This window comes from Gloeotrichia echinulata CP02, from assembly GCA_038087035.1.
Lineage (GTDB): Bacteria > Cyanobacteriota > Cyanobacteriia > Cyanobacteriales > Nostocaceae > Gloeotrichia > Gloeotrichia echinulata.
The window spans coordinates 1,837,165-1,857,500 of the sequence record CP051187.1; the positions used below are offsets into that span (position 1 = coordinate 1,837,165).

The window sequence follows — 20,336 nt, forward strand, 5'->3', positions numbered from 1 at the left end:
GCAAAAAACTCAACTGTTCCCTTTCCCTTACTGGCTTGCAGCCAGTTGTGGTCGGGGAACGTTTCGTTTTTTGCCCTCGATTCATCTCGCCGCCAAATCAAAGATTATGGCGGGAGCCTTCTCTCCGATTTAGGTAAATGGACTTTCGCTCACTAGCAACTGTCACGATCATCGGTTCTTGGGTACTTAGCGTGCTAAAATGTTAAGATATTTTTTAATAATGTTTAATAAAATAAATTATGAAACGAATAATGACTCAACTCCTAAATTTGCCTGAAGTATTAGTAGAATCAAGCCTACAAGAGGGTCAAGTCCTAATTCTATCAGTAGGTAAAAAGCGAAAAGTGCATCGTGCCCACACTGTGGTCAAAACTCAAGACATTTACATCAAAATCAAAAATGTTTAGTGAAAGATTTACCGATGGGGGATTTTGAAGTAATACTGAATGTCAATAGACGAAGATTCAAGTGTAAAAAATGCCGAAAAACATTTAATGAAAAGCTAGATTTTCTAGGAGCAAGAAAGAGGTATACATACCGATATGCGGAATATATTATCAAACAAGTGATTAATAGTAATGTAAGTAATGTGGCAAGAAATAATGGACTAACTAATGAATAAGTCATATCAATGCTTGAAGATGTAGCTAAAAATGTGATGCCAATAGATGTCAAAGATTTAAGAAGATTAGGAATAGATGAAATTAGTTTGGTCAAAGGACAAGGAAAATTTATTGTCGTGCTAGTAGATATAGATTCAGGTAAATTGATAGGTTTAGTAAAAGAAAGAAAACAAATTGAAATCAAAAAAACCATGAGAATGTGGGGAGAAAAAGTTTTGTCACAAATAGAAGAAGTAAGTATTGATATGACAGGCAATTATAAATCTTTAATTGAGAAGATTTGTCCAAACGCCCTTGTAACGGTAGATAGGTTCCATGTTACTAAATTAGTACATGAAGAATTAAATCGAGCTAGGATAGCAGAAAATAAAATAGCATCTGAGTTAAATGCCCCGGAAAGAAAAAAAGTATTTGAAAGTTTAAAAGGAAATAAATTTACAATTCTAAAAGCCGAGAATAAGCTCACCGAAAAGCAAAAAGATAAATTAAATAGAATTAAACAAGCTTCTCCTTTAATAGCTAGAATGCATTCATTAAAAGAAGATTTTCACAATTTATTTGAAGACAATAAAAATGTGGTAACGGGAACGCTAGAATTAATCAATTGGTTAAAAAAAGCTGAACCATATTATCAAAGAAGTGTGCAGACAATTAAACGGTGGTTTGGAGAAATAGTCGGATATTTTGAACGAAGGACTACCAGTGGAGTAGTAGAAGGAATAAATAATAAACTGAAGTTAATAAAGCGAAGTGGATTTGGATTTAGAAACTTTCGTAATTTTGAGATTAGAGCTTTACTTTCTTGGCATTATCCTATCAATTTAGCACACTAAGTACGCAAGAGCCTGATTGACTCACTCCAGGATCGCTGTGCTGGTTCGATAATTGCGGCTGCGGCTGGCGATGCACTAGGTTGGATGACGGAATTTATCCGTTCGCATAACGACCTCAAACGTAAAATGGGTTTAGAGGAAGTTACCGACTATAGGTCGTGGAGTAAGCGTGTTGGTGGACGCTTCCAAGGTTATGAAGATTATATTGCTGCTGGGGAATATTCTGACGATACACAATTAACTATCTGTACTGCTGCCTGTATATCCTTAAATGGATGCTTTGACTATCATTCCTTTTGTAAGTTTGAGTATCCAACGTGGCTGGAATATGCCCGTGGAGCAGGTGCCACCGTCAAGGAAGCAGCCGAGAAAATACAGCGCAAGTCGGCTGCTTGGAATAGCAATTTCTTCAGCCGTAAGACGAAAGAAGGCAGCATAGACTACCGTGATGGTGGTGCCAATGGTGCAGCCATGCGAATATCACCTCATGTATTAGCTAATGTCGCCCGTTGGCAACAAGCTGAAACAGATATTTGGCGTAATTCAATAATTAGCCACGGTCATCCAAGAGCTATTATTGGGGCGCTCTTATATGGATATGCACTACATACTGTATTGCAATTGCCGGAACCAAGTGTAGGTCAACAGTTGATTGAAATACTCGGCAACTGGGTAAAACAGTTGGAAATCCCGAAAATACCCGCGTTGAAAACATGGCTAACTGAATGGAATCAAGGAAGGCTAGAATCTTTCGAGGTAGTCTTTGATACAACTAAACAAGAAGCTGTGGAACAGTTGCGGCTTGTCTGGGTGGGATTACGTAAATATAAATCCCCACAAGGTATACTTGAGCAACTAGGCTGTTTTGATCAAACTACTAAAGGCTCTGGATTAGCGACTGCGATCGCTGGTATCTACTTGTTTGCCCGTCAGCCAGAACAAACCCAACAGAATATTATTATCGCAGCTAATATGATAGGCAGCGATACTGATTCAATTGCTGCTTTTGTAGGTGGCTTAGGCGGTGCTGCTTTTGGTTTGGAAGCTATTCCTGAAAGCTGGCGATCGCAGATTCAAGATGCACCATTTTTGATCCGCATAGGTGAGGATCTAGCTAAAATTTCTGCTGGTGAACATGACAATATGAAAATTCGTCCAGGCTATAGCGGTGTGAAACTGGGCAAAGCCTTGTCTCGGCAAGCAGTACATAGTGATATGCGAGTTGTACACTCCCGTTTAGGCACAGGCACGATCACAGAAGTAGATGAACAATCTCTGTTAACTCAAGGGCGAACAGTAACAATTGTACGTATCAATTTTGATGTCGGCCAAAGCTGTAAGTTGGCTTTTCGTGCTAATACTCCTAGTGAAACATTATTTGTTATTTAGCTTTCACGCCTTAGCCTGGCACCATAACTGTACTCAGTTTGGTGTCGGGATATAAGGCGATTAATTACGAAACGCCCCAATTACCAATATTAGCCATAGGCTGATTCGGGAATTAGGGTAGTTGAGTAATTAATAATCTTTTATTTTATTTTGGCTTGTCTTGGGATTCAACATATTCTTTGAGAGTTTCAACTGTAACACCTCCACAAGACGCTATGAAGTAAGAACCATTCCACAGGACATCTTTATAATAAAATTGATTAACTCTGTCCGGAAATTCTTTCCGTAAATAACGACTTGTTACTGTTTTTATGTTGTTAATAAATTTTGGCAATTCAGTTTGAGGTGTGTATTGAAATAATAGATGCACATGGTCAGATTCTCCGTTAAAATCTACTACCCTACTGTCCCACTTTAAAAGTAAGTCTTTCAGAATTTCGCCTAACCTATCAATCATCTCACCTGTCAATACCCGCTGACGGTATTTTGTTGTTAACACCAAATGCGCTTTGAGGTCTGAAACTCCCCTGGCGCGGGAAATATAAGACGCTCGAGTACTCGCTAACGCTCCGCTATCACTGTTCATAGTTGACTTTTCCTTCTCAATACTTTATAGTAATAGATGACAACACTAAATGCAATTAAGTAGGTGATTTCCTTATACTGCTCAACTATCAGTACCGTGCTTATCCAGACACCAAGCAAAAAATCTAACTAAACAATTGGTTAAGAATTTGTCGATACTGGTACAACAGGCAGTTAGGAGACAGGTTCGACTGGTATCAGCATAATCGGACTGCAATTAATTTTTGTCCGTTAATTTGTTCAATACCAAAATTACGAGACAACCCCGACTATTACTCACAAAAAAAACAACTTCCTGTTATTAAGTCCGATTTGATAAAGGTAAGTCATTCTGGTAACTACTAGACTTTACAAGTGTTCCATCTCAGACATTACAGGATGTATCAAAGCGTGTAGACTTAGCTTTCTCTCGCTTTGTTGAAGGTGATTACAAAGGAAATCGTAGCGGTAAACCTCGTATTAAAAATGCTGCGCGTTATCGCACAATAAAAAGCGAAATGTACCAGTTGCTGCAACCGTATTTGGTACTCCAAATCGGTGTAGGTAGTTCACCTGTATGCAGCGTTGAAGAACAATAGCGTTTGGCAGAGATGAGGAAAACAGGAGGTTTAATTTTGACAAAGTTAAAAGTTGGGATTAATGGATTTGGTCGGATTGGAAGGCTGGTACTCCGCGCTGGGATTAATAACCCCGATGTTGAGTTTGTGGGGATTAATGATTTAGTACCACCAGATAACCTCGCCTATCTGTTCAAATACGACTCAACCCACGGGAAGTTTCCGGGTAAGGTGGAAGCTAAGGAGGATGGGATTGTCATTGATGGACATTTTATCCCTTGCGTGTCGATTCGCAATCCGGCGGAGTTACCTTGGGGTAAATTGGGTGTAGATTATGTTGTGGAATCTACGGGACTGTTCACAGGTTATGAAGGCGCTGCAAATCACCTGACTGCAGGTGCAAAGCGGGTTGTGATTTCTGCTCCTACTAAAGAGCCAGAGAAGATTCCTACTTTGCTGATGGGTGTAAATCATCACTTGTTTGACCCCAGCAAAGATGCGATCGTCTCGAATGCTAGCTGTACCACAAACTGTTTGGCGCCCATCGCCAAAGTCATCAATGACAACTTTGGGTTGACCGAAGGGTTGATGACCACAGTTCACGCCATGACTGCTACCCAACCAACGGTAGACGGACCTTCCAAGAAGGACTGGCGCGGTGGTCGGGGTGCAGCCCAAAATATCATTCCCTCTTCTACGGGCGCGGCTAAAGCTGTGGCGCTGGTTTTACCAGAGTTGAAGGGTAAATTAACTGGTATGGCTTTCCGGGTTCCCACTCCCGATGTCTCCGTGGTGGATTTAACCTTTAAGACAGCTAAAGCTACGAGTTACAAAGAAATCTGCGCGGCGATGAAGGCTGCTGCTGAAGGTGAACTAAAAGGTATTTTGGGTTACACCGACCAAGAAGTAGTTTCCACAGATTTTCAGGGTGATACCCATTCCAGTATTTTTGACGCGGGTGCTGGTATTGAACTGAACGCCAACTTCTTTAAGGTGGTTGCTTGGTATGACAATGAGTGGGGTTACTCCAATCGTGTGGTTGACCTAATTTTGTCAATGGCACAGAAAGAAAAGCTTTGACACTGTATCTGTAGTATCTGTAGGGTGGGCATTCAATACTGCGTAGGATTTGCAGGGGAGGCAGGGGAGGCAGGGGAAGCAGGGGAGGCAAAACTCAACGCCAGCCTCCATTTCTCCCCCTGCTCCAAGAGCTTGCCTCAACCAAGAAATTCCAAAACCTACGCAGTATTGGGTGGGCATTGCCCACCACACGGTATCTAACCCCAAGGTACAGAAAATATCGTCTGGGCGCCAAAATAGCAAAATGATTTAACAAAACTGAATGAAATCACACAACTAATCTCAGACTGACATGCCTAAAATAGGGCTGGAGGCTAAAACCAGGACTGTTTGCGAAATTCTTCAGGTGTAGTTGGTAATAAGTAATTAAGAACAAAAATGGGTGAGTTACCAATTACCAACTAGTCATTACGACTAATTCCAGCATGAAATGCTTTAAAACCAAATGGTGTAGGTCCTGAGCAAACACAATTCAAGAGGTATGTTATGTCGAAGAATTTACTAGAACAGTTGCGAGAAATTACAGTTGTGGTCGCTGATACGGGAGATATCCAAGCGATTGAACAGTTCAAACCCCAAGACGCGACAACCAACCCCTCACTGATTACTGCTGCAGCGCAGATGCCAGAATATCAGGAAATTGTCGATCAAACTTTACTCCAGGCGCAAAAAGATGCTGGAACAGGTGCAACCCAAGCAGAGGTGGTTTCCCTAGCCTTTGACCGTCTGGCTGTTTCCTTTGGATTGAAGATTTTGCAAATTATCCCTGGTCGGGTGTCTACGGAAGTTGATGCACGTCTATCTTACGATACCGCAGCTACCGTTACCAAGGCGAGAGAATTGATTGCTCAGTACAAAGCCGCTGGAATTGGACCAGAACGGGTACTGATTAAAATCGCCGCTACTTGGGAAGGCATTCGCGCCGCTGAAATTTTGGAAAAAGAAGGTATTCATTGTAACCTTACCCTGTTGTTTGGCATCCATCAAGCGATCGCCTGTGCAGAAGCTGGTGTTACCCTGATTTCTCCTTTCGTTGGGCGGATTCTTGACTGGTACAAGAAAGACACCGGACGGGATAGCTATCCGGCTGCAGAAGACCCCGGTGTGTTGTCTGTCACCACAATTTACAACTACTACAAAAAATTCGGCTATAAAACCGAAGTTATGGGCGCTAGCTTCCGTAACATTGGGGAAATTACTGAACTAGCAGGTAGCGATTTGCTGACAATTTCCCCAGCACTTTTGGCTCAATTACAGTCCACTGTAGCGGAACTACCACGCAAACTTGACCCCGCAAAGGCTGCAGGGTTGGAAATTGAAAAGATAACTGTAGATAAGGCTGCTTATGACAAGTTGCACGCTGCTGACCGCATGGCAACTGATAAACTATCCGAAGGGATCGACGGCTTCACCAAGGCGCTAGTTACTCTAGAACAATTATTGGCTGAACGACTAGCTACCTTAGAAAGCAAAACTCCTGTTAGTCCCTTAGCATAAAATGCCGTGTTGTACCAGTACTAGAGCAATTAAATTTTGCGTTATTCCTACTGCTGCGTCTAAATTTTTTGCTCCCCCTAAATCCCCCTGAAAAAGGGGGACTTTGAAGGCTTTTTACCCCCCTTATTTAAGGGGGGTTGGGGGGATCTAAGACTTTGAAATCGCGGGACTAGGGGTTGACTTGCCAGAGTACTGGTTATTTACCTTGAAAGCAACACGAAAAAAACATCATATTGCTACCAGTTGCGGTTTAGAATTGGAATTATAAGCTAATCTGACTGGCTGTGCCACCAACTTAAGCTTTGCTGGCAGCAGCTAGTTTTTTCTTCTTCAGCATCATTCCAAAACCGGCTGCAGCTAAAGAACCCATAATAGTTGCGGGTTCAGGAACAGACGTACCGTCAAAAGTTAGACTAACTGCTACTGGATTTCTCTGGTCCGTAGGAAGGGTGCTGGTATACGCTGATTGGAAAACAGCTGTTGCTCCTGATGCAAAGACTCCATTACTGAATGTTAGGGTTTTGCCATCAGCAGAAACTGCACTATTGCTGAAGGACTTAAATTCAGAAGCAGGGTCCCAGGTAGCATCCTGTCCAGGGAGAATGGTGTAAACGAATTTAGTGAAATTGTAAGCACTATCGTTAATAGCGAAACGTGGGTTGCTAATACCTGATTTATAGTTAAAGGTCGTTACATCACCAGGTTTAGTCAGTCCACCATCAGCGCTTTCGCGAAATAGGGAAGCTCCTGCAGGAGGAGTTGCAAGTGCAGCGTTTTGCAAAAGTATTGTCGCAGCGTGACTCTTGTCACCGACAGATACCAGTATTGCTAGGGCTGTTCCAGCTACGCAAGCTAATTGTTGCAGTTTCATAAAGTCTTTTCCTTCTTTTTCTTAGTTTGTGAGTAATCAATGTCTAAAACGATGAGCGCATTACTCTACTTTCACAAAAGGGGTGATGCCTTGCTCTCAAAAATAAATTATCATGTGTTGAGAGAAATTAAGTATTTACGCTGATTAATTTACATATTCTTTATAATAATTCTCTAATTGTAAAGTTTTGATAAAGACGTTGATTGACTCAAAAATACATTCTTGCCACATGTTAATACGGAGTTTAATAACTTAAGTATCACGGCTCATAAAATCAGGATTCAAGTCAAATTCAGTCATTAAATCAGAAATTACCGTTTTCTGTCCCAGATCAAAACATTTATCTATCAAGCAAAAAAATTACACTTAGAATGTATAACATAATTATTCTTTTTTCGGAAATATTACGTGTATCGCTTTTTGGAGAAACCCGTGTAATAACCTGATATTAAATCCACTCGATGACCAATTCCTATCATGTCGGTTCAAAAATCCAATCCTACTGCGGTGGTTGTAGAAACCCATCCGGTAGTTGAAAAATCACTATTTCATTACCCACAACCGGATTACGGGCTATTAGCCTATCTTGAGAGTCCATAATTTCTAAATGACTAAAGTCCAATTCTTGAGAGCGTTGTAGTATCTCGGCTAAGAGTTGAGTCTGTTGCGATTTTTCCAGGGTGTACCAATCGGCAGTAATTTTTACTTTCAAATCACTAGTCCGAAAATTAGCTTGGATAGATTTTATCAGTCCAGAGGCAAAGCGATCGCTAATTTGAGCTACTTGATTTTCAATTTCCGCAATCAAAATTTGTTCTGGAGTCAATACCACCGTTGGCGTTGGTGTAGGCGTTGGTGTAGCTATCGGCGTTGGTGTAGCTATCGGCGTTGGTGTGGGTGTGCGTGTGGGTGTGCGTGTGGGTGTTGGTGTGGGTGTGGGTGTGGGTGTGGGTGTGGGTGTGGGTGTGGGCGTTAGTTCTGGTGGGGGAGTTTGTATAACTGGTGGTGGGGCGATTTCCTGTGGTGGTTGGGGTGCTGGTGCTGCTGTTTCTGGCGTTGGCGTTGCTGCGGGAATTTCCTGAACTGGGGGTACTGTTGCTACTTCCGTAGATTTACTAATTAATACGGTCGTAGTTGTCCAAGCTATAATCACAGTAATTCCAACAATAATCGCTGTCAAAGCTGTATCTGACAACTTAGCCGATAAATTTGCTGGTAACAAAGAGCGGATTTTTCTTAACAGTCCACTCCAGAAATTGGGGGTTTGCGCCTTTCCTGATGGGGGTGCTGTCTCCAGTTTCACAATTGTGCCTTGTAACAGACCAATTGTCCCACGCAACAGTTTGATAATTTGCGCCTTCCAAAATGGCTGGAATGTAGGCGAGGGTGGCTGTTGAGGGGGAGTACGTCGCCTGCGTCTAGGTGGTGACTGACTCGTTTGTGATTCTTTTCGGGACGGTGGTTGTGAATTTGGGTTGTCTTGTGACATGAAGGTTTCCTAGAAAGCAGCGAATCAATCTCAAATGCGATAAATTCTTACAAGTGCCCTTCCACAGCATTAATCTATCACTTGTATTTGGTATTTACTCAGCTATGAACCTGAAACGCCGCCAATTTCTATTTTTGTCTACCATTAGTGCGATCGCCACGGCCTGTGGTCAGAGTCCCACAAGTGCTAATAATACCTTAGAACAACCAGACACCACCGCCATTGCCAAAAAAGACTTACTGCTACGTTTCGTGTCCGTAGCCGATACAGGGACTGGCGCCAAAGGACAGTATGATGTCGCTAAAGCAATGACTAGTTATCACCAAAAAAATAATTATAATTTAGTAATTTTAGCTGGTGATAATATCTACAACAACGGCGAAATTACCAAAATTAAAGATGTTTTTGAGCGTCCCTACGCCGACTTACTCAAAGCAGGTGTAAAGTTTCAAGCTTGTCTTGGTAATCATGATATTCGTACTGCTAACGGCGACCCCCAAGTTAAATATCCTGGGTTTAATATGCAGGGACGCTACTATACTTTCAGCCGTGGCGACGTGCAATTTTTTGCCTTAGATACTAACGGTAATGCTGATTGGAAAAACCAGCTAGTTTGGTTAGATAAAGAACTCAGTCGTAGTCAAGCGGCTTGGAAAATTGTCTTTGGTCATCATCCGATTTATGCATCAGGTCACTATGGGAGTAATCCAGAATTTATTAAAATATTTACTCCCCTATTTCAAAAATATAATGTGCAACTTTATATCAATGGTCATGAACACCATTATGAGCGCACCCGTGCGATTAACGGCACCACTTATTTAATTTGCGGTGCGGGTGCTGGTAATCGTCCTGTAGGTAAAAATGACTGGACAGAATATTCTACTAGTAATTTAAGCTTTGCTGCATATCAAGTATATGCAGATAGAATAGAAGTAAGTGGTATCGGCACCGATAACCGCGTTTTCGATCAAGGTGTGATTAAGATAAAATCAACCTAATTAAATAGATGAAAAATGATCGTTGACTTTTGACCGTTGACTGTTGACTGTTTGTAGACTTTATTTTTGCCGACATAATTAATATGAAAGTCAAGCGCCTAAGTATGAATGCTTTCCGTGGGATTGGCGATTTGACTTTAGAGTTCGATGCTAGCGAACCAACGGTACTAATCGGGATTAACGGGATAGGAAAATCAAGTATTCTTGACTGTCTAGCTATTCTGTTATCCCGGTTTACAACTTCAGTTCAACATCCCACTGCTACTGGACGTTTATTTAGGGAAGAAGACATCAATAATGGATGTAGTGAGACACACAATGAAATTGCGATCGCTTTAGACTCAGGGGAAGTAACATGGTCCCTTACCAAGGTACAAAAGAGACGTACCAAAGATAGCAGTAGCAAATTGAATGAGTTACGAGAACTGGTTGAGAAAATTCACAATCAGTTGCGAACTAATCCCTTATTTAATCTGACTGTCGTAGTTTACTATGCAGTCAATCGCGCTGTGATTGATATTCCTCTAAAAGTTCGCAAAAAGGCTGCTTTTGAGCCAGTCACAGCCTACGACCAAGCTTTAAATGGCGTGCAAATAAATTTTAATAATTTCTTTCAATGGTTTAGAACATTAGAGGATTTAGAAAATGAAGAAAAACGCGACTTCCCCAACTATCTCAGCCCGCAATTAGAAGCAGTCAGACAAGCAATTTATTCAGTAATTCCAGGTTTTTATAATTTACGGGTGCGGCGTTCTCCTTTACGCATGACTGTTACAAAAAAAGGTAGAGAGCTAATTATTAATCAGTTATCTGATGGGGAAAAATGCTTACTAGCGATGGTGGGAGATTTAGCCAGACGTTTAGCAATTGCTAATCCAGGGTTACAAGCACCAATACAGGGTAAAGGTATAGTTTTAATTGATGAAATTGAACTACATCTACACCCAAAATGGCAAAGAGAAATTATTCCCGCATTAACTAGAACGTTTCCCAATTGTCAATTTATTATTACTACCCATTCACCGCAGGTAATTAGTCATGTCAAACCTGAAGGAATTTATATCCTAGAAACACAAGATAAAGGCGTTGTTGTCCACCGACCAGCAAGTTCTTTCGGTAGAGATAGTAATCGCATTTTAGAAGACTTAATGGGGGTTCCAGAAAGACCTCAAGCAATTAAAGATTATCTCCGTCAACTATTTAAATTGATTGATCAGGGAAATCTCGAAGGCGCTAGACAACTACGCCAAGATTTAGCTAGCGAAATTGGCGAAGATGAACCAGAATTTGTCAGAGCAGATGTACTTATTAGACGTAAGGAAATTCTCAACAAATGAAACATATCCAAAAGGGTGAAGCACCGAGTACTTTGACTGAATGGAATCAGCAGCTTGGTAATAACATACCTAATTGGAAACATTTTGATAGAGATGTAAAAAATGATGTATTCCAAGCATTATTAAAGGAGCAAGGTTACATCTGTTGTTATTGTGGTAATTCCATCGCCAGGAAGGAATGTCATATTGAACATTTTCAACCAAAGAGTTTGTATAAAAACTTGACATATGCTTACACTAATTTATTAGTATCATGTCAAGGGGAAGATGAAAAAAGACCCCGCGTACCAGTACATTGTGGACACAAAAAAAATAACTGGTACGATGAGGAGTTAATGGTTTCACCCTTAGATGTGAATTGTGCAGATTTCTTTAGATACTCTGGCTATGGAGAAATCTTACCAACAGATGATTTAGATAAGCAAGCAGCCGCTAAAATTACAATTGCCAAACTAGCACTCAATATTGATAAACTAAAAAATATGCGAAAAGTAGCAATTGATGCGGCTATAGAGGCTACTGATGGTTTAACTGATGCAGAAATACAGTTACTTGCTCAAGGTTATGACAAACTTGATGTTAACGGGCGATATACTCCTTTTTGTGGTGCAATTACCTATTTACTCAAGACTTATTTTTGATAAATTAATCCTAGTCTGCATGACGCTTCGATAAATAATGAGTAAGGAGTAAGGAGTAAGGAGTAAGGAGTAATGAGTAATGAGTAATGAGTAATGAGTAATGAGTAATGAGTAATGAGTAATGAGTAATGAGTAATGAGTAATGAGTGGATTATTTTTGGCGTTGCTGATTAATGGGATGATTTTTGTCTCACGCATTCGCGGAGCGTCCCGTAGGGAAGAGGAAGAGTTTTCAAAGTTGAATTTAACTATTTCATCCCGCAATTATGCAACGCCTTATTTTTCTTTCAACTTGTTGATTGAAGTTGTTAATATCTTAATAATTCTTTCATTACTCATTACTCATTACTCATTACTCATTACTCATTACTCATTACTCATTACTCATTACTCATTACTCATTACTCATTACTCATTACTCATTACTCATTACTCATTACTCCATTGTCCGTCCCTTGGTATTAAAGGGCACAATGTATAAAATTTACATAATTTCCCTAAATATTTGGGTATGTTTGGGGTTTTTTCTGACGAGCAAAATAGTACAATTGTTCTATTAGATAAGGTTTTAGTCTGAGACATAACCGTTGATTGGAGTAGGAATGCGAAAAAACTCTAATGTTCAACCTCCGCCAACAAGAGTACAATCACCTTTGAAAAAGACCCCTAGTATAAGGTCAATACTATGATGACACCAGTGCAGGGTGCAATTAAAGCCGAAGTTAACTCAGAATCAATTGCTCCATCGCAGTTTGAGCAATACGTTGAACAAATAGCTGATGCGGGACAGAGTGTTAGTGCTGAAAATATTTCTTGCCAAACCCTGACTGAAGTCACCAAGACAATTTTACATTATGCCTTTTGGTTAGCGGACAAAAAACAGCACCTCTCTTTAAAAGAGTATAGAAAGCTACTTGTTGACCAGGGTTGGGAAGGTGAGGAAAAAAGGTATCTTAAAATTGCTGCTGCATTTGGTAAGTTTTCGCCTCAAAATTTTGCACAAGTTGAGCCTAGAACCATATATCAGCTAGCAGAGAACAGCAAAAAATACCAGGAAGTAATAGATAGGCTCTTAGACTTGCGTGAAATTACTCAAGAAGCTGTACGCTCTCTCACTAAAAATCAGCGTACGCGTAAAACTACAAAACCCGAAAAACCTAGTATTTGGCGACGGACAAAAAATGGTGGGAGGTACTGTCAAATTCCCTCAATTCACGAAGCTTCAGAGCAGACTGGTACTACCCTCCAAACAATGATGGATGAGGAGGGATTGAGTGCCCAGCACATTGTAGCAGAAGCCATTGCCCTGCGACAGGCATATAAGGAAGGGCGACTGGTACTGCTACAAGACAAGGTTGTCGGATTCCCACAGAACACATAACCCCAAAAAAAATAGCGCCCCCAACAATTGTAAGGGCGCAAGGCCTTGAAAGGTAAGGGCGCAAGGCCTTGCGCCCCTACAAAGCCTTGTGCCTCTAATTGACATATCCTCAAGGAATACTTAAATTTCTCTCCGTGTTCTCTGTGTCTCTGTGGTTCGATGAAAAAAATATTTTATGCCTACGGGCTACGCCAACACAACTCATTTACGATTGCTATATGTCCCCATCAAGATAGATAATTAATCATCAAAACTATGGGAAGAATATTCAATTAATATCTGGAAATGCTGTACCGCTTTGATTTTCAACCTTATTGCCGTCAATTTCAGCAACCACTTAAAACCAGTCACGGAATATGGGAAGCTAGGGAAGGAATTATCATCCGGCTGATGGCTGAAACAGGTATTGTGGGTTTTGGTGAAATTGCGCCACTAAGCTGGTTTGGTTCTGAAAGTTTTCCAGAAGCACTTGAATTTTGTGGTCAATTACCATCAGAAATTACTACCGATGATGTGTTTGCTATCCCCTCAAAATTTCCTGCTTGTCAATTCGGCTTCGAGTCAGCATGGGAAGAAGTTACATCCTATCTACAAGTAAGCAAATTGACTGCTGCTAAATCAGTTAGTTTTAGTGGCTTGCTACCATCGGGAAAAAAGGCGTTAGATGCTTGGGAAATACTTTGGAATCAAGGCTATCGAACCTTTAAATGGAAAATTGGTATAGGGACTCTTGCAGAAGAACTAAATGTTTTTGATAAATTAGCGCAAGTATTGCCTGCTGAAACAAAATTAAGGTTAGATGCTAATGGTGGACTAAGCTTTTTTGCAGCTGTGGAATGGCTAAAAGCTGGCGATCGCATTGGTATAGAATTTCTCGAACAACCATTACCTGCAACTGAATTCGATCCCATGCTCCACTTGAGCAAAGAATATTCTACCATCATAGCTTTGGATGAATCAGTAGCAAGTATTGCTCAACTCCAAGCTTGTTATGAAAAGGGTTGGCGAGGAATTTTTGTGATTAAACCTGCCATTGCCGGCTCACCAAAAATGTTACGTCAATTGTGTTATAATCATGAAATAGATGCTGTCTTTTCAACTGTATTTGAAACACCAATTGGAAACCGGTTTGCACTAAAGCTGAGTGCTGAACTTAGCAGAACCAATCGCGCCGCAGGTTTTGGTGTTGCTCACTGGTTTCCTAATCAGGATTTTCTTTCTGAAGCAGAAACTAATAAATTTATACCGGATGCACGCTGTCACTTAACACATGAAGATATATGGAATTACCTATCGAAAAGTTAAGAAACAGGTTTCAAGATAATTGGCTTTTGGGTGATGAATCTCAATCGCAAACATTTATATCTTTAACTGAAACATTATTCCAAGAAATTGCCGAATATCCTCCGCAAAAGATATTACTATCAGAGCCAAATCCAATTCGGTTTCTTGCTAGCTTCATTGCTGCTTGTTCAACAAATCATCATGTCTTTTTGGCAAATCCAAGCTGGGGTTTATCTGAATGGCAACAAGTGTTTGAGTTAGTTAAACCTGATATAGTTTGGGGTAATTGCGAATATGCTCAACAATATAATATCAGTTTTCATAATCAAAGTTTACCAGAGAATAAAACCAATAGCTTAATTATGATTCCTACAGGTGGTTCATCTGGTAAAATTCGTTTTGCTATGCATAACTGGCAAACACTCATAGCATCAGTGAAAGGATTTCGAGAATATTTCCAAGTCAGTGAAGTAAATTCTATATGTGTGTTACCGCTTTATCATGTGAGTGGTTTGATGCAATTTATGCGTTCTTTCATATTGGGGGGGCAATTATTAATTTTACCATTTAAAGAACTAAAAACAGGTAAATCGTGTGATTTTAATCCAACTAATTTTTTTATATCTTTAGTTCCCACACAGTTGCAATATCTACTGAGTGAGTCGAATTTGACTACTTGGTTATCTCAATGTCAAACTGTATTGCTAGGTGGCGCACCTGCTTGGTCTGATTTGTTGGAAAAAGCTAGATTTCATCACATTAAACTTGCTCCTTCTTATGGGATGACGGAAACCGCTTCCCAGATTGCTACTCTCAAACCTGAAAGCTTTTTAAGTGGTAAAAACAGTAGTTATCAAGTTCTACCCCATGCAAAAGTTAAAATTTGTAATGCAGTAGGGGAACTTTTATGTTCTCAAAAAATAGGTCAGATTGTTATCGAAAGCTCATCGTTGGCGCTGGGTTATTACCCTGAACCATTTCCTGAATCAGGAATTTTCTATCCTGATGATTTGGGGTTTTTGGATGCAGAAGCGAATCTCAATATAGTTGGTCGGAGCAGTTATAAAATCATTACTGGCGGAGAAAATGTTTTTCCTAGTGAAGTAGAAGCAGCGATTCTATCTACTAATTTAGTCAAAGATGTAGCTGTAATTGGCAAGGATGACAGTTACTGGGGACAGATTATTGCTGCTATTTATGTACCGATAAATCAAAATATTGCTTATCAACAAATTCAAGATGCAATTAATGTAAAAATAACTCGATTGAAAATACCAAAATTATGGATATCAATTAATATTATGCCGAGGAATGAACAAGGAAAAGTCAATTTTCAACAACTTCAAGAATTAGTAAATAGACATAAAGCGCTAGATTAGGGTTAAATTCCCTCCACAGAATTACCGGAGATTAAAAATGTTGTGAACTTAATTAAGTAGGCTTGTGTTAGAAAAAATACTAAATAATACTGCTCGGTTAAGCTCAAAAAACTTAAAATTCGTAGGTTGGGTTGAGGAACGTAGCTTGCTTGCCGTAGGCTAACCCAACATGGACGGGGCTTTGTTGGGTTTGCGGTGAGCCTCAACCCAACCTACGATTTTCCTTAACCGAGCAGTATTGAGATACTAAGTATATTATTCGCGTAAAACCATAGCAGTCAGAGGCTTGACATTTCTGGTTCTTGCGTACTTAGCGTGCTTAATTATTAATTAAAGTCTATAAATTTGCTTTTAAATTAAGACTTACAGGCGTTCATGATTTAATTTTTATCAATTTGACCAAAAATACAGAAAATAATGGCTATTATCGTATCTCAGGAAGGGTTTCAAGCTGATTATTTAATAAATTCAGCACGCTAAGTACGGAAGAGCCGGATTTTGCTGCCTCTAGTGATTTCTACAACAGCCTTTCCAGATGGAGCAGTAGCTGTTAATCCAGCAGCAGTAACTCCACCCCAGAGTGTTATTGTTCCATTCGGGACTTTGAGTTTTAATACGCGCTCATTATTTAGTGGATCTAAATAAGGGACTTCCAGAAAATAAAATATACAGTTATTAAGAATGATAATCATTGTTAAGGGGGTGGGATAGGCTGCCAACAGCAGCCTATCCCACCCCAATTTGTAGTAAATTCAATGATGATTCGATTTTGGAATGTTTCAGGTGTCAATACAACTAACGGATTCATTGAAAAACTTGTTGAAGGAAACTGCCAAGCAATTAAAAGGTACGGACAAGCGTAAATTTCTAGCACAAACAGTTGCAGCATTAGGACACGGAGGACAGTTGAAAGCAGAGCAAGAGTTAGGATGGAATCGTGTTACAATTAGTAAAGTAATTAAAGAATTAACTAGTGGTATTACTTGTGTAGATAATTATCGAGGTCGAGGACGTTATAAAGCCGAATCACATCTACCAAATCTTTTATCAGATATCAAAAACTTGGTAGATGGTCAAAGTCAGATAGATCCAAGTTTTAAAAGTCAAAGGCTTTACACGCGCCTGAGTGCTGCGGAAGTCAGACATCAATTAATTGAGAAATTTGGTTATACAGATGAAGAATTACCAACTTCAGAAACAATTCGTGTAAAGTTAAATGGTTTAGGATATCGCCTCAAACGGGTTGCCAAAATTCAACCTCAAAAAAAATTCCTCAAACTGACGCAATCTTTGAGCAATTAGCTATAGTTCATGAAGAAGCAATAGAAGATCCAAGTATTTTACGTTTAAGCTTGGATGCAAAAGCTCGTGTCAATATCGGGTCATTTGACCGTGGGGGTAGAAATCGAGCGCCGACAAAAACTGATGACCATGACTTCCACCCTAAAACAAGCGTGACTCCTTATGGCATACAGCACTTTCCAGGTCTTGACGAATTATTTTTATATTTTACAGAATCAAAAGTAACGAGTGATTTTATCGTTGATATTTTAGCAGATTTTTGGTCATCAGAAAGTTGGCGATTTCCCGAAAAAAAAATCGTCTGCGCCCACTATCAAATTTCACCTTGTAAAGAAAACCAAAATGCAGTACCAGCTCATATTTAAACGCAACCACCATTATTGGGGATTACAAACCGGAGTAATTACAGAAGGGGGATTCTCGGAGTGCCAAGCGCGAAAAACAATGCTTGAATCGCTCTTTGCTGGATGGTGTTTTGAGCTTGAAATTCTCGACATCCGTATTTGATAGCTGGAAACCTTGCTATGGCTGAATTAGGACAACCAGATGACTAGAGCAAAGATGGGACTTGCACCCACATTAGAGGTATCCGATATTTTTTAACGTACTTTTCAGCCGTCGGAGCGCACGTAATGCCCTCTGGTCGCGAGCCGCGTTCCTATTTCCGCCACTTTGCTAAGGTTTATTATACAGCACTTTCCTGAATCATGAAGTACAGTAGCAGCAGTTAGCAAACCAATTTCGCAGATGCATAGGATTGATTAGATTTAAAGCAATTGCAATCAATACATCTACCATTTGAGTAGTTTTTGGAGAAAATGTTTTGATAAAAGCTTTAAGCTGTGACCACCAATGTTCAATGGGATTAAAATCTGGTGAATAAGAAGATAGATTGATGACACTGGCACCAACAGATTCAATTATGGGCGTAATTTCATCGATCTTATGGGCAAATAGGTTATCCATTATGACAACTGCACCTTTCCATAATTGAGGCACTAACAACTTTTCTATAAACACGCGAAAAGCATTACTATCCATTGAACCATCTAGTGTCATCACAGCCAATACTTTATCCATACTGATTGCGCCGATAATAGTGACTTTTTTACCTCGATAAAATGGTTTTACATCATATACTCTACTTCCTTTTTCACTACGAGCTTTTGGACGCATTAACCCAAGCAGTAAGCCTGCTTCATCCAAAAAAACCAGATTTTTCGGCTCTATATCTCTGACTTTCTCTCTGTATTCACACCTGAGCAATTGAACTCTATCGGTAGCTGCCTGACTGCTGCGAACCGTTTTTTTTTTACGAGTTAGATTTAATTTTTGCAATTCTCTACACATCATGCTGGAACTCACTAGTTGCCCCTCAGTTAAGAGCCAATATTCACAATATTCAGAGAGAGTTGCATCTGGATACTTTTTTACCAATGCAACAAGTTGAGCCGCAGAATCTGCTAATACCGCTTTTTTTCTTGTCCCTTGCTTACCAGGATTAACATGTCCTTTCTCTTTATACTGTCTCAACATTTTTTGTACAAAAGCTTTACCAACACCAAAGTTTACAGCTAACTTTCTAACTGAAATATTTCCTAACTGATAAGCATTGACTATTTTTTCTCTCAGATCGACGGAATATGGTTTCATAATAATAATTTATCTATCTTACATATTGTACTTCACATTGCTGGAAAGTGCTGTAATCCAAGGTCAAGCAGATGCCTAGAGTTAGAGTTAATTATGACTAATCAGCCAGTAATTAAACGAAATAAGCTAAAAATTCCACCGGGGCAATGTATGGCTTGTGGTGGTGATGGTGGTGAATTAGTCGCTGATTATGTTGACATGGACGACCGTTATTACCCTTTTAAATTCTTAAATTGCCCTTGCTGTGATGGCAATGGGAAAAACTGCCCAAGATGTTGGACAAAGCCTATCAAGTAAATTGAAACGGGTTAAGTGCTTAATCGCTAAACTTGTAACGGGTTACGTGCAACCTTCACAAAAGTTTGTTAACAGGCGTAACCCTCCAAATACCAATTCACTCTTGGGGTGAATGAGTGTTTTAGAGCAAAACTGACTAGAGTTAGAGTGAAAACTTTGGCTATACCTTCGGCGGGCGTAGCCATCGCCAAAGTTTTAGTTCCACTTATATTTTTTGAAATCCTTACCCAGTATAGCTCTTAACTGGCTTGGAATCCCGAAAGTTGCTCTTTTTGAAAAAAAATCTTTTTACCCCTTGACGACCAAAGATAGTCTTGTTATTGTAGATGAGTGCGAGGGCGAAAGACGCCGAAGCAACCGAACCGAGACAATAAAATACTTTGAAAGCTTAAAAGAAACCAATCCTCGTCAAAAACAAATTGTTTTTGGTGAATATCCAAAAACGCAGGATACGTTGGAATTTTAAAGAATTAACTTCTTTGAAGCCACAAACTCGAAACACAACAAAACGGAGAGTTTGATCCTGGCTCAGGATGAACGCTGGCGGTATGCTTAACACATGCAAGTCGAACGGTCTCTTCGGAGATAGTGGCGGACGGGTGAGTAACGCGTGAGAATCTGCCTTCAGGTCTGGGACAACCATTGGAAACGGTGGCTAATACCGGATGAGCAGAGATGTAAAAGATTAATTGCCTGAAGATGAGCTCGCGTCTGATTAGCTAGTTGGTGGGGTAAGAGCCTACCAAGGCGACGATCAGTAGCTGGTCTGAGAGGATGATCAGCCACACTGGGACTGAGACACGGCCCAGACTCCTACGGGAGGCAGCAGTGGGGAATTTTCCGCAATGGGCGAAAGCCTGACGGAGCAATACCGCGTGAGGGAGGAAGGCTCTTGGGTCGTAAACCTCTTTTCTCAGGGAAGAAAAAAATGACGGTACCTGAGGAATAAGCATCGGCTAACTCCGTGCCAGCAGCCGCGGTAATACGGAGGATGCAAGCGTTATCCGGAATGATTGGGCGTAAAGCGTCCGCAGGTGGCTATGTAAGTCTGCTGTTAAAGAGTCTAGCTCAACTAGATAAAAGCAGTGGAAACTACATGGCTAGAGTGCGTTCGGGGCAGAGGGAATTCCTGGTGTA

At 40.3% G+C, this 20,336-nt stretch carries 19 protein-coding genes, 1 rRNA gene and 1 pseudogene (1 of these 21 running past the window's edge); 17 read left to right on the plus strand and 4 right to left on the minus strand.

Annotation, left to right across the window (positions count from 1 at the left end; all coding sequences use genetic code 11):
* Positions 1–251 precede the first annotated feature (251 nt).
* The 4 genes from HEQ19_30740 (at position 252) to HEQ19_08195 (ending at position 2,845) form a co-directional block, all read left to right on the plus strand.
* Positions 252–407 (plus strand): hypothetical protein, encoded by a 156-nt coding sequence (locus HEQ19_30740; GenBank protein ID WZI67139.1) that lies wholly within the window; start codon positions 252–254, stop codon positions 405–407.
* On the plus strand, positions 407–622 hold the full coding sequence (locus HEQ19_30745; protein WZI67140.1) for a helix-turn-helix domain-containing protein: 216 nt from the start codon (positions 407–409) through the stop codon (positions 620–622). Before HEQ19_30740 ends, HEQ19_30745 begins: the two co-directional genes overlap by 1 nt.
* A gap of 9 nt (positions 623–631) precedes the next feature.
* Complete coding sequence (locus HEQ19_08190; protein ID WZI67141.1) at positions 632–1,456, plus strand: ISL3 family transposase; 825 nt, start codon at positions 632–634, stop codon at positions 1,454–1,456.
* A gap of 84 nt (positions 1,457–1,540) precedes the next feature.
* Positions 1,541–2,845 (plus strand): ADP-ribosylglycohydrolase family protein, encoded by a 1,305-nt coding sequence (locus tag HEQ19_08195; GenBank protein WYM03306.1) that lies wholly within the window; start codon positions 1,541–1,543, stop codon positions 2,843–2,845.
* A gap of 145 nt (positions 2,846–2,990) precedes the next feature.
* Here HEQ19_08195 and tnpA read toward each other — a convergent pair whose 3' ends face one another.
* Positions 2,991–3,431: an IS200/IS605 family transposase gene (tnpA, locus tag HEQ19_08200; GenBank protein ID WYL99512.1), complete on the minus strand. Its 441-nt coding sequence runs from the start codon at positions 3,429–3,431 to the stop codon at positions 2,991–2,993.
* Positions 3,432–4,044: 613 nt separating this feature from the next.
* Here tnpA and gap point away from each other — a divergent pair.
* The gene (gene gap / locus HEQ19_08205; GenBank protein WYL99513.1) at positions 4,045–5,067 is read left to right on the plus strand and encodes a type I glyceraldehyde-3-phosphate dehydrogenase; all 1,023 of its coding nucleotides are present in this window, start codon (positions 4,045–4,047) and stop codon (positions 5,065–5,067) included.
* Between the two features lie 486 nt (positions 5,068–5,553).
* Positions 5,554–6,564: a transaldolase gene (locus HEQ19_08210; GenBank protein ID WYL99514.1), complete on the plus strand. Its 1,011-nt coding sequence runs from the start codon at positions 5,554–5,556 to the stop codon at positions 6,562–6,564.
* Between the two features lie 295 nt (positions 6,565–6,859).
* On the opposite strand, the gene HEQ19_08215 is transcribed toward HEQ19_08210, so the two are convergent.
* Both HEQ19_08215 and HEQ19_08220 read right to left on the minus strand, forming a co-directional pair.
* Positions 6,860–7,435, minus strand: a complete 576-nt coding sequence (locus HEQ19_08215; GenBank protein ID WYL99515.1) for a PEP-CTERM sorting domain-containing protein — start codon at positions 7,433–7,435, stop codon at positions 6,860–6,862.
* Positions 7,436–7,934: 499 nt separating this feature from the next.
* Positions 7,935–8,924 carry a hypothetical protein gene (locus HEQ19_08220; GenBank protein WYL99516.1) on the minus strand — a complete coding sequence of 330 codons (990 nt, stop codon included), beginning with the start codon at positions 8,922–8,924 and terminating at the stop codon, positions 7,935–7,937.
* A 104-nt stretch (positions 8,925–9,028) separates the two neighbouring features.
* On the opposite strand from HEQ19_08220, the gene HEQ19_08225 reads away from it, so the two are divergent.
* The 8 genes and pseudogenes from HEQ19_08225 (at position 9,029) to HEQ19_08260 (ending at position 17,614) form a co-directional block, all read left to right on the plus strand.
* Complete coding sequence (locus HEQ19_08225; protein WYL99517.1) at positions 9,029–9,925, plus strand: metallophosphoesterase; 897 nt, start codon at positions 9,029–9,031, stop codon at positions 9,923–9,925.
* Between the two features lie 83 nt (positions 9,926–10,008).
* Entirely contained in the window at positions 10,009–11,262 is a 1,254-nt protein-coding gene (locus HEQ19_08230; protein ID WYL99518.1) for an AAA family ATPase, read from the plus strand.
* A complete protein-coding gene (locus HEQ19_08235; GenBank protein WYL99519.1) occupies positions 11,259–11,903 on the plus strand; it encodes a retron system putative HNH endonuclease in 645 nt (214 codons plus the stop codon). Before HEQ19_08230 ends, HEQ19_08235 begins: the two co-directional genes overlap by 4 nt.
* 142 nt (positions 11,904–12,045) lie before the next feature.
* On the plus strand, positions 12,046–12,384 hold the full coding sequence (locus HEQ19_08240) for a hypothetical protein (GenBank protein ID WYL99520.1): 339 nt from the start codon (positions 12,046–12,048) through the stop codon (positions 12,382–12,384).
* A 204-nt stretch (positions 12,385–12,588) separates the two neighbouring features.
* Entirely contained in the window at positions 12,589–13,284 is a 696-nt protein-coding gene (locus HEQ19_08245) for a hypothetical protein (GenBank protein WYL99521.1), read from the plus strand.
* Between the two features lie 285 nt (positions 13,285–13,569).
* Positions 13,570–14,589, plus strand: coding sequence for an o-succinylbenzoate synthase (locus HEQ19_08250; GenBank protein ID WYL99522.1), 1,020 nt, complete (start codon positions 13,570–13,572; stop codon positions 14,587–14,589).
* On the plus strand, positions 14,565–15,947 hold the full coding sequence (locus tag HEQ19_08255; protein WYL99523.1) for a 2-succinylbenzoate--CoA ligase: 1,383 nt from the start codon (positions 14,565–14,567) through the stop codon (positions 15,945–15,947). The genes HEQ19_08250 and HEQ19_08255 overlap by 25 nt, the downstream gene beginning before the upstream one ends.
* Positions 15,948–16,721: 774 nt before the next feature.
* Positions 16,722–17,614: pseudogene (locus HEQ19_08260) on the plus strand (hypothetical protein).
* 340 nt (positions 17,615–17,954) lie between these two features.
* On the opposite strand, the gene HEQ19_08265 reads toward HEQ19_08260, so the two are convergent.
* Positions 17,955–18,902: an IS630 family transposase gene (locus HEQ19_08265; GenBank protein ID WYL99524.1), complete on the minus strand. Its 948-nt coding sequence runs from the start codon at positions 18,900–18,902 to the stop codon at positions 17,955–17,957.
* Between the two features lie 93 nt (positions 18,903–18,995).
* Here HEQ19_08265 and HEQ19_08270 point away from each other — a divergent pair, with 93 nt between their 5' ends.
* The 3 genes from HEQ19_08270 to HEQ19_08275 all read left to right on the plus strand — a co-directional run.
* Positions 18,996–19,199: a hypothetical protein gene (locus HEQ19_08270; GenBank protein ID WYL99525.1), complete on the plus strand. Its 204-nt coding sequence runs from the start codon at positions 18,996–18,998 to the stop codon at positions 19,197–19,199.
* Positions 19,200–19,413: 214 nt separating this feature from the next.
* Positions 19,414–19,665: a hypothetical protein gene (locus HEQ19_30750; GenBank protein ID WZI67142.1), complete on the plus strand. Its 252-nt coding sequence runs from the start codon at positions 19,414–19,416 to the stop codon at positions 19,663–19,665.
* Between the two features lie 39 nt (positions 19,666–19,704).
* Positions 19,705–20,336, plus strand: a 16S ribosomal RNA gene (locus tag HEQ19_08275); it runs 855 nt beyond the window's last position.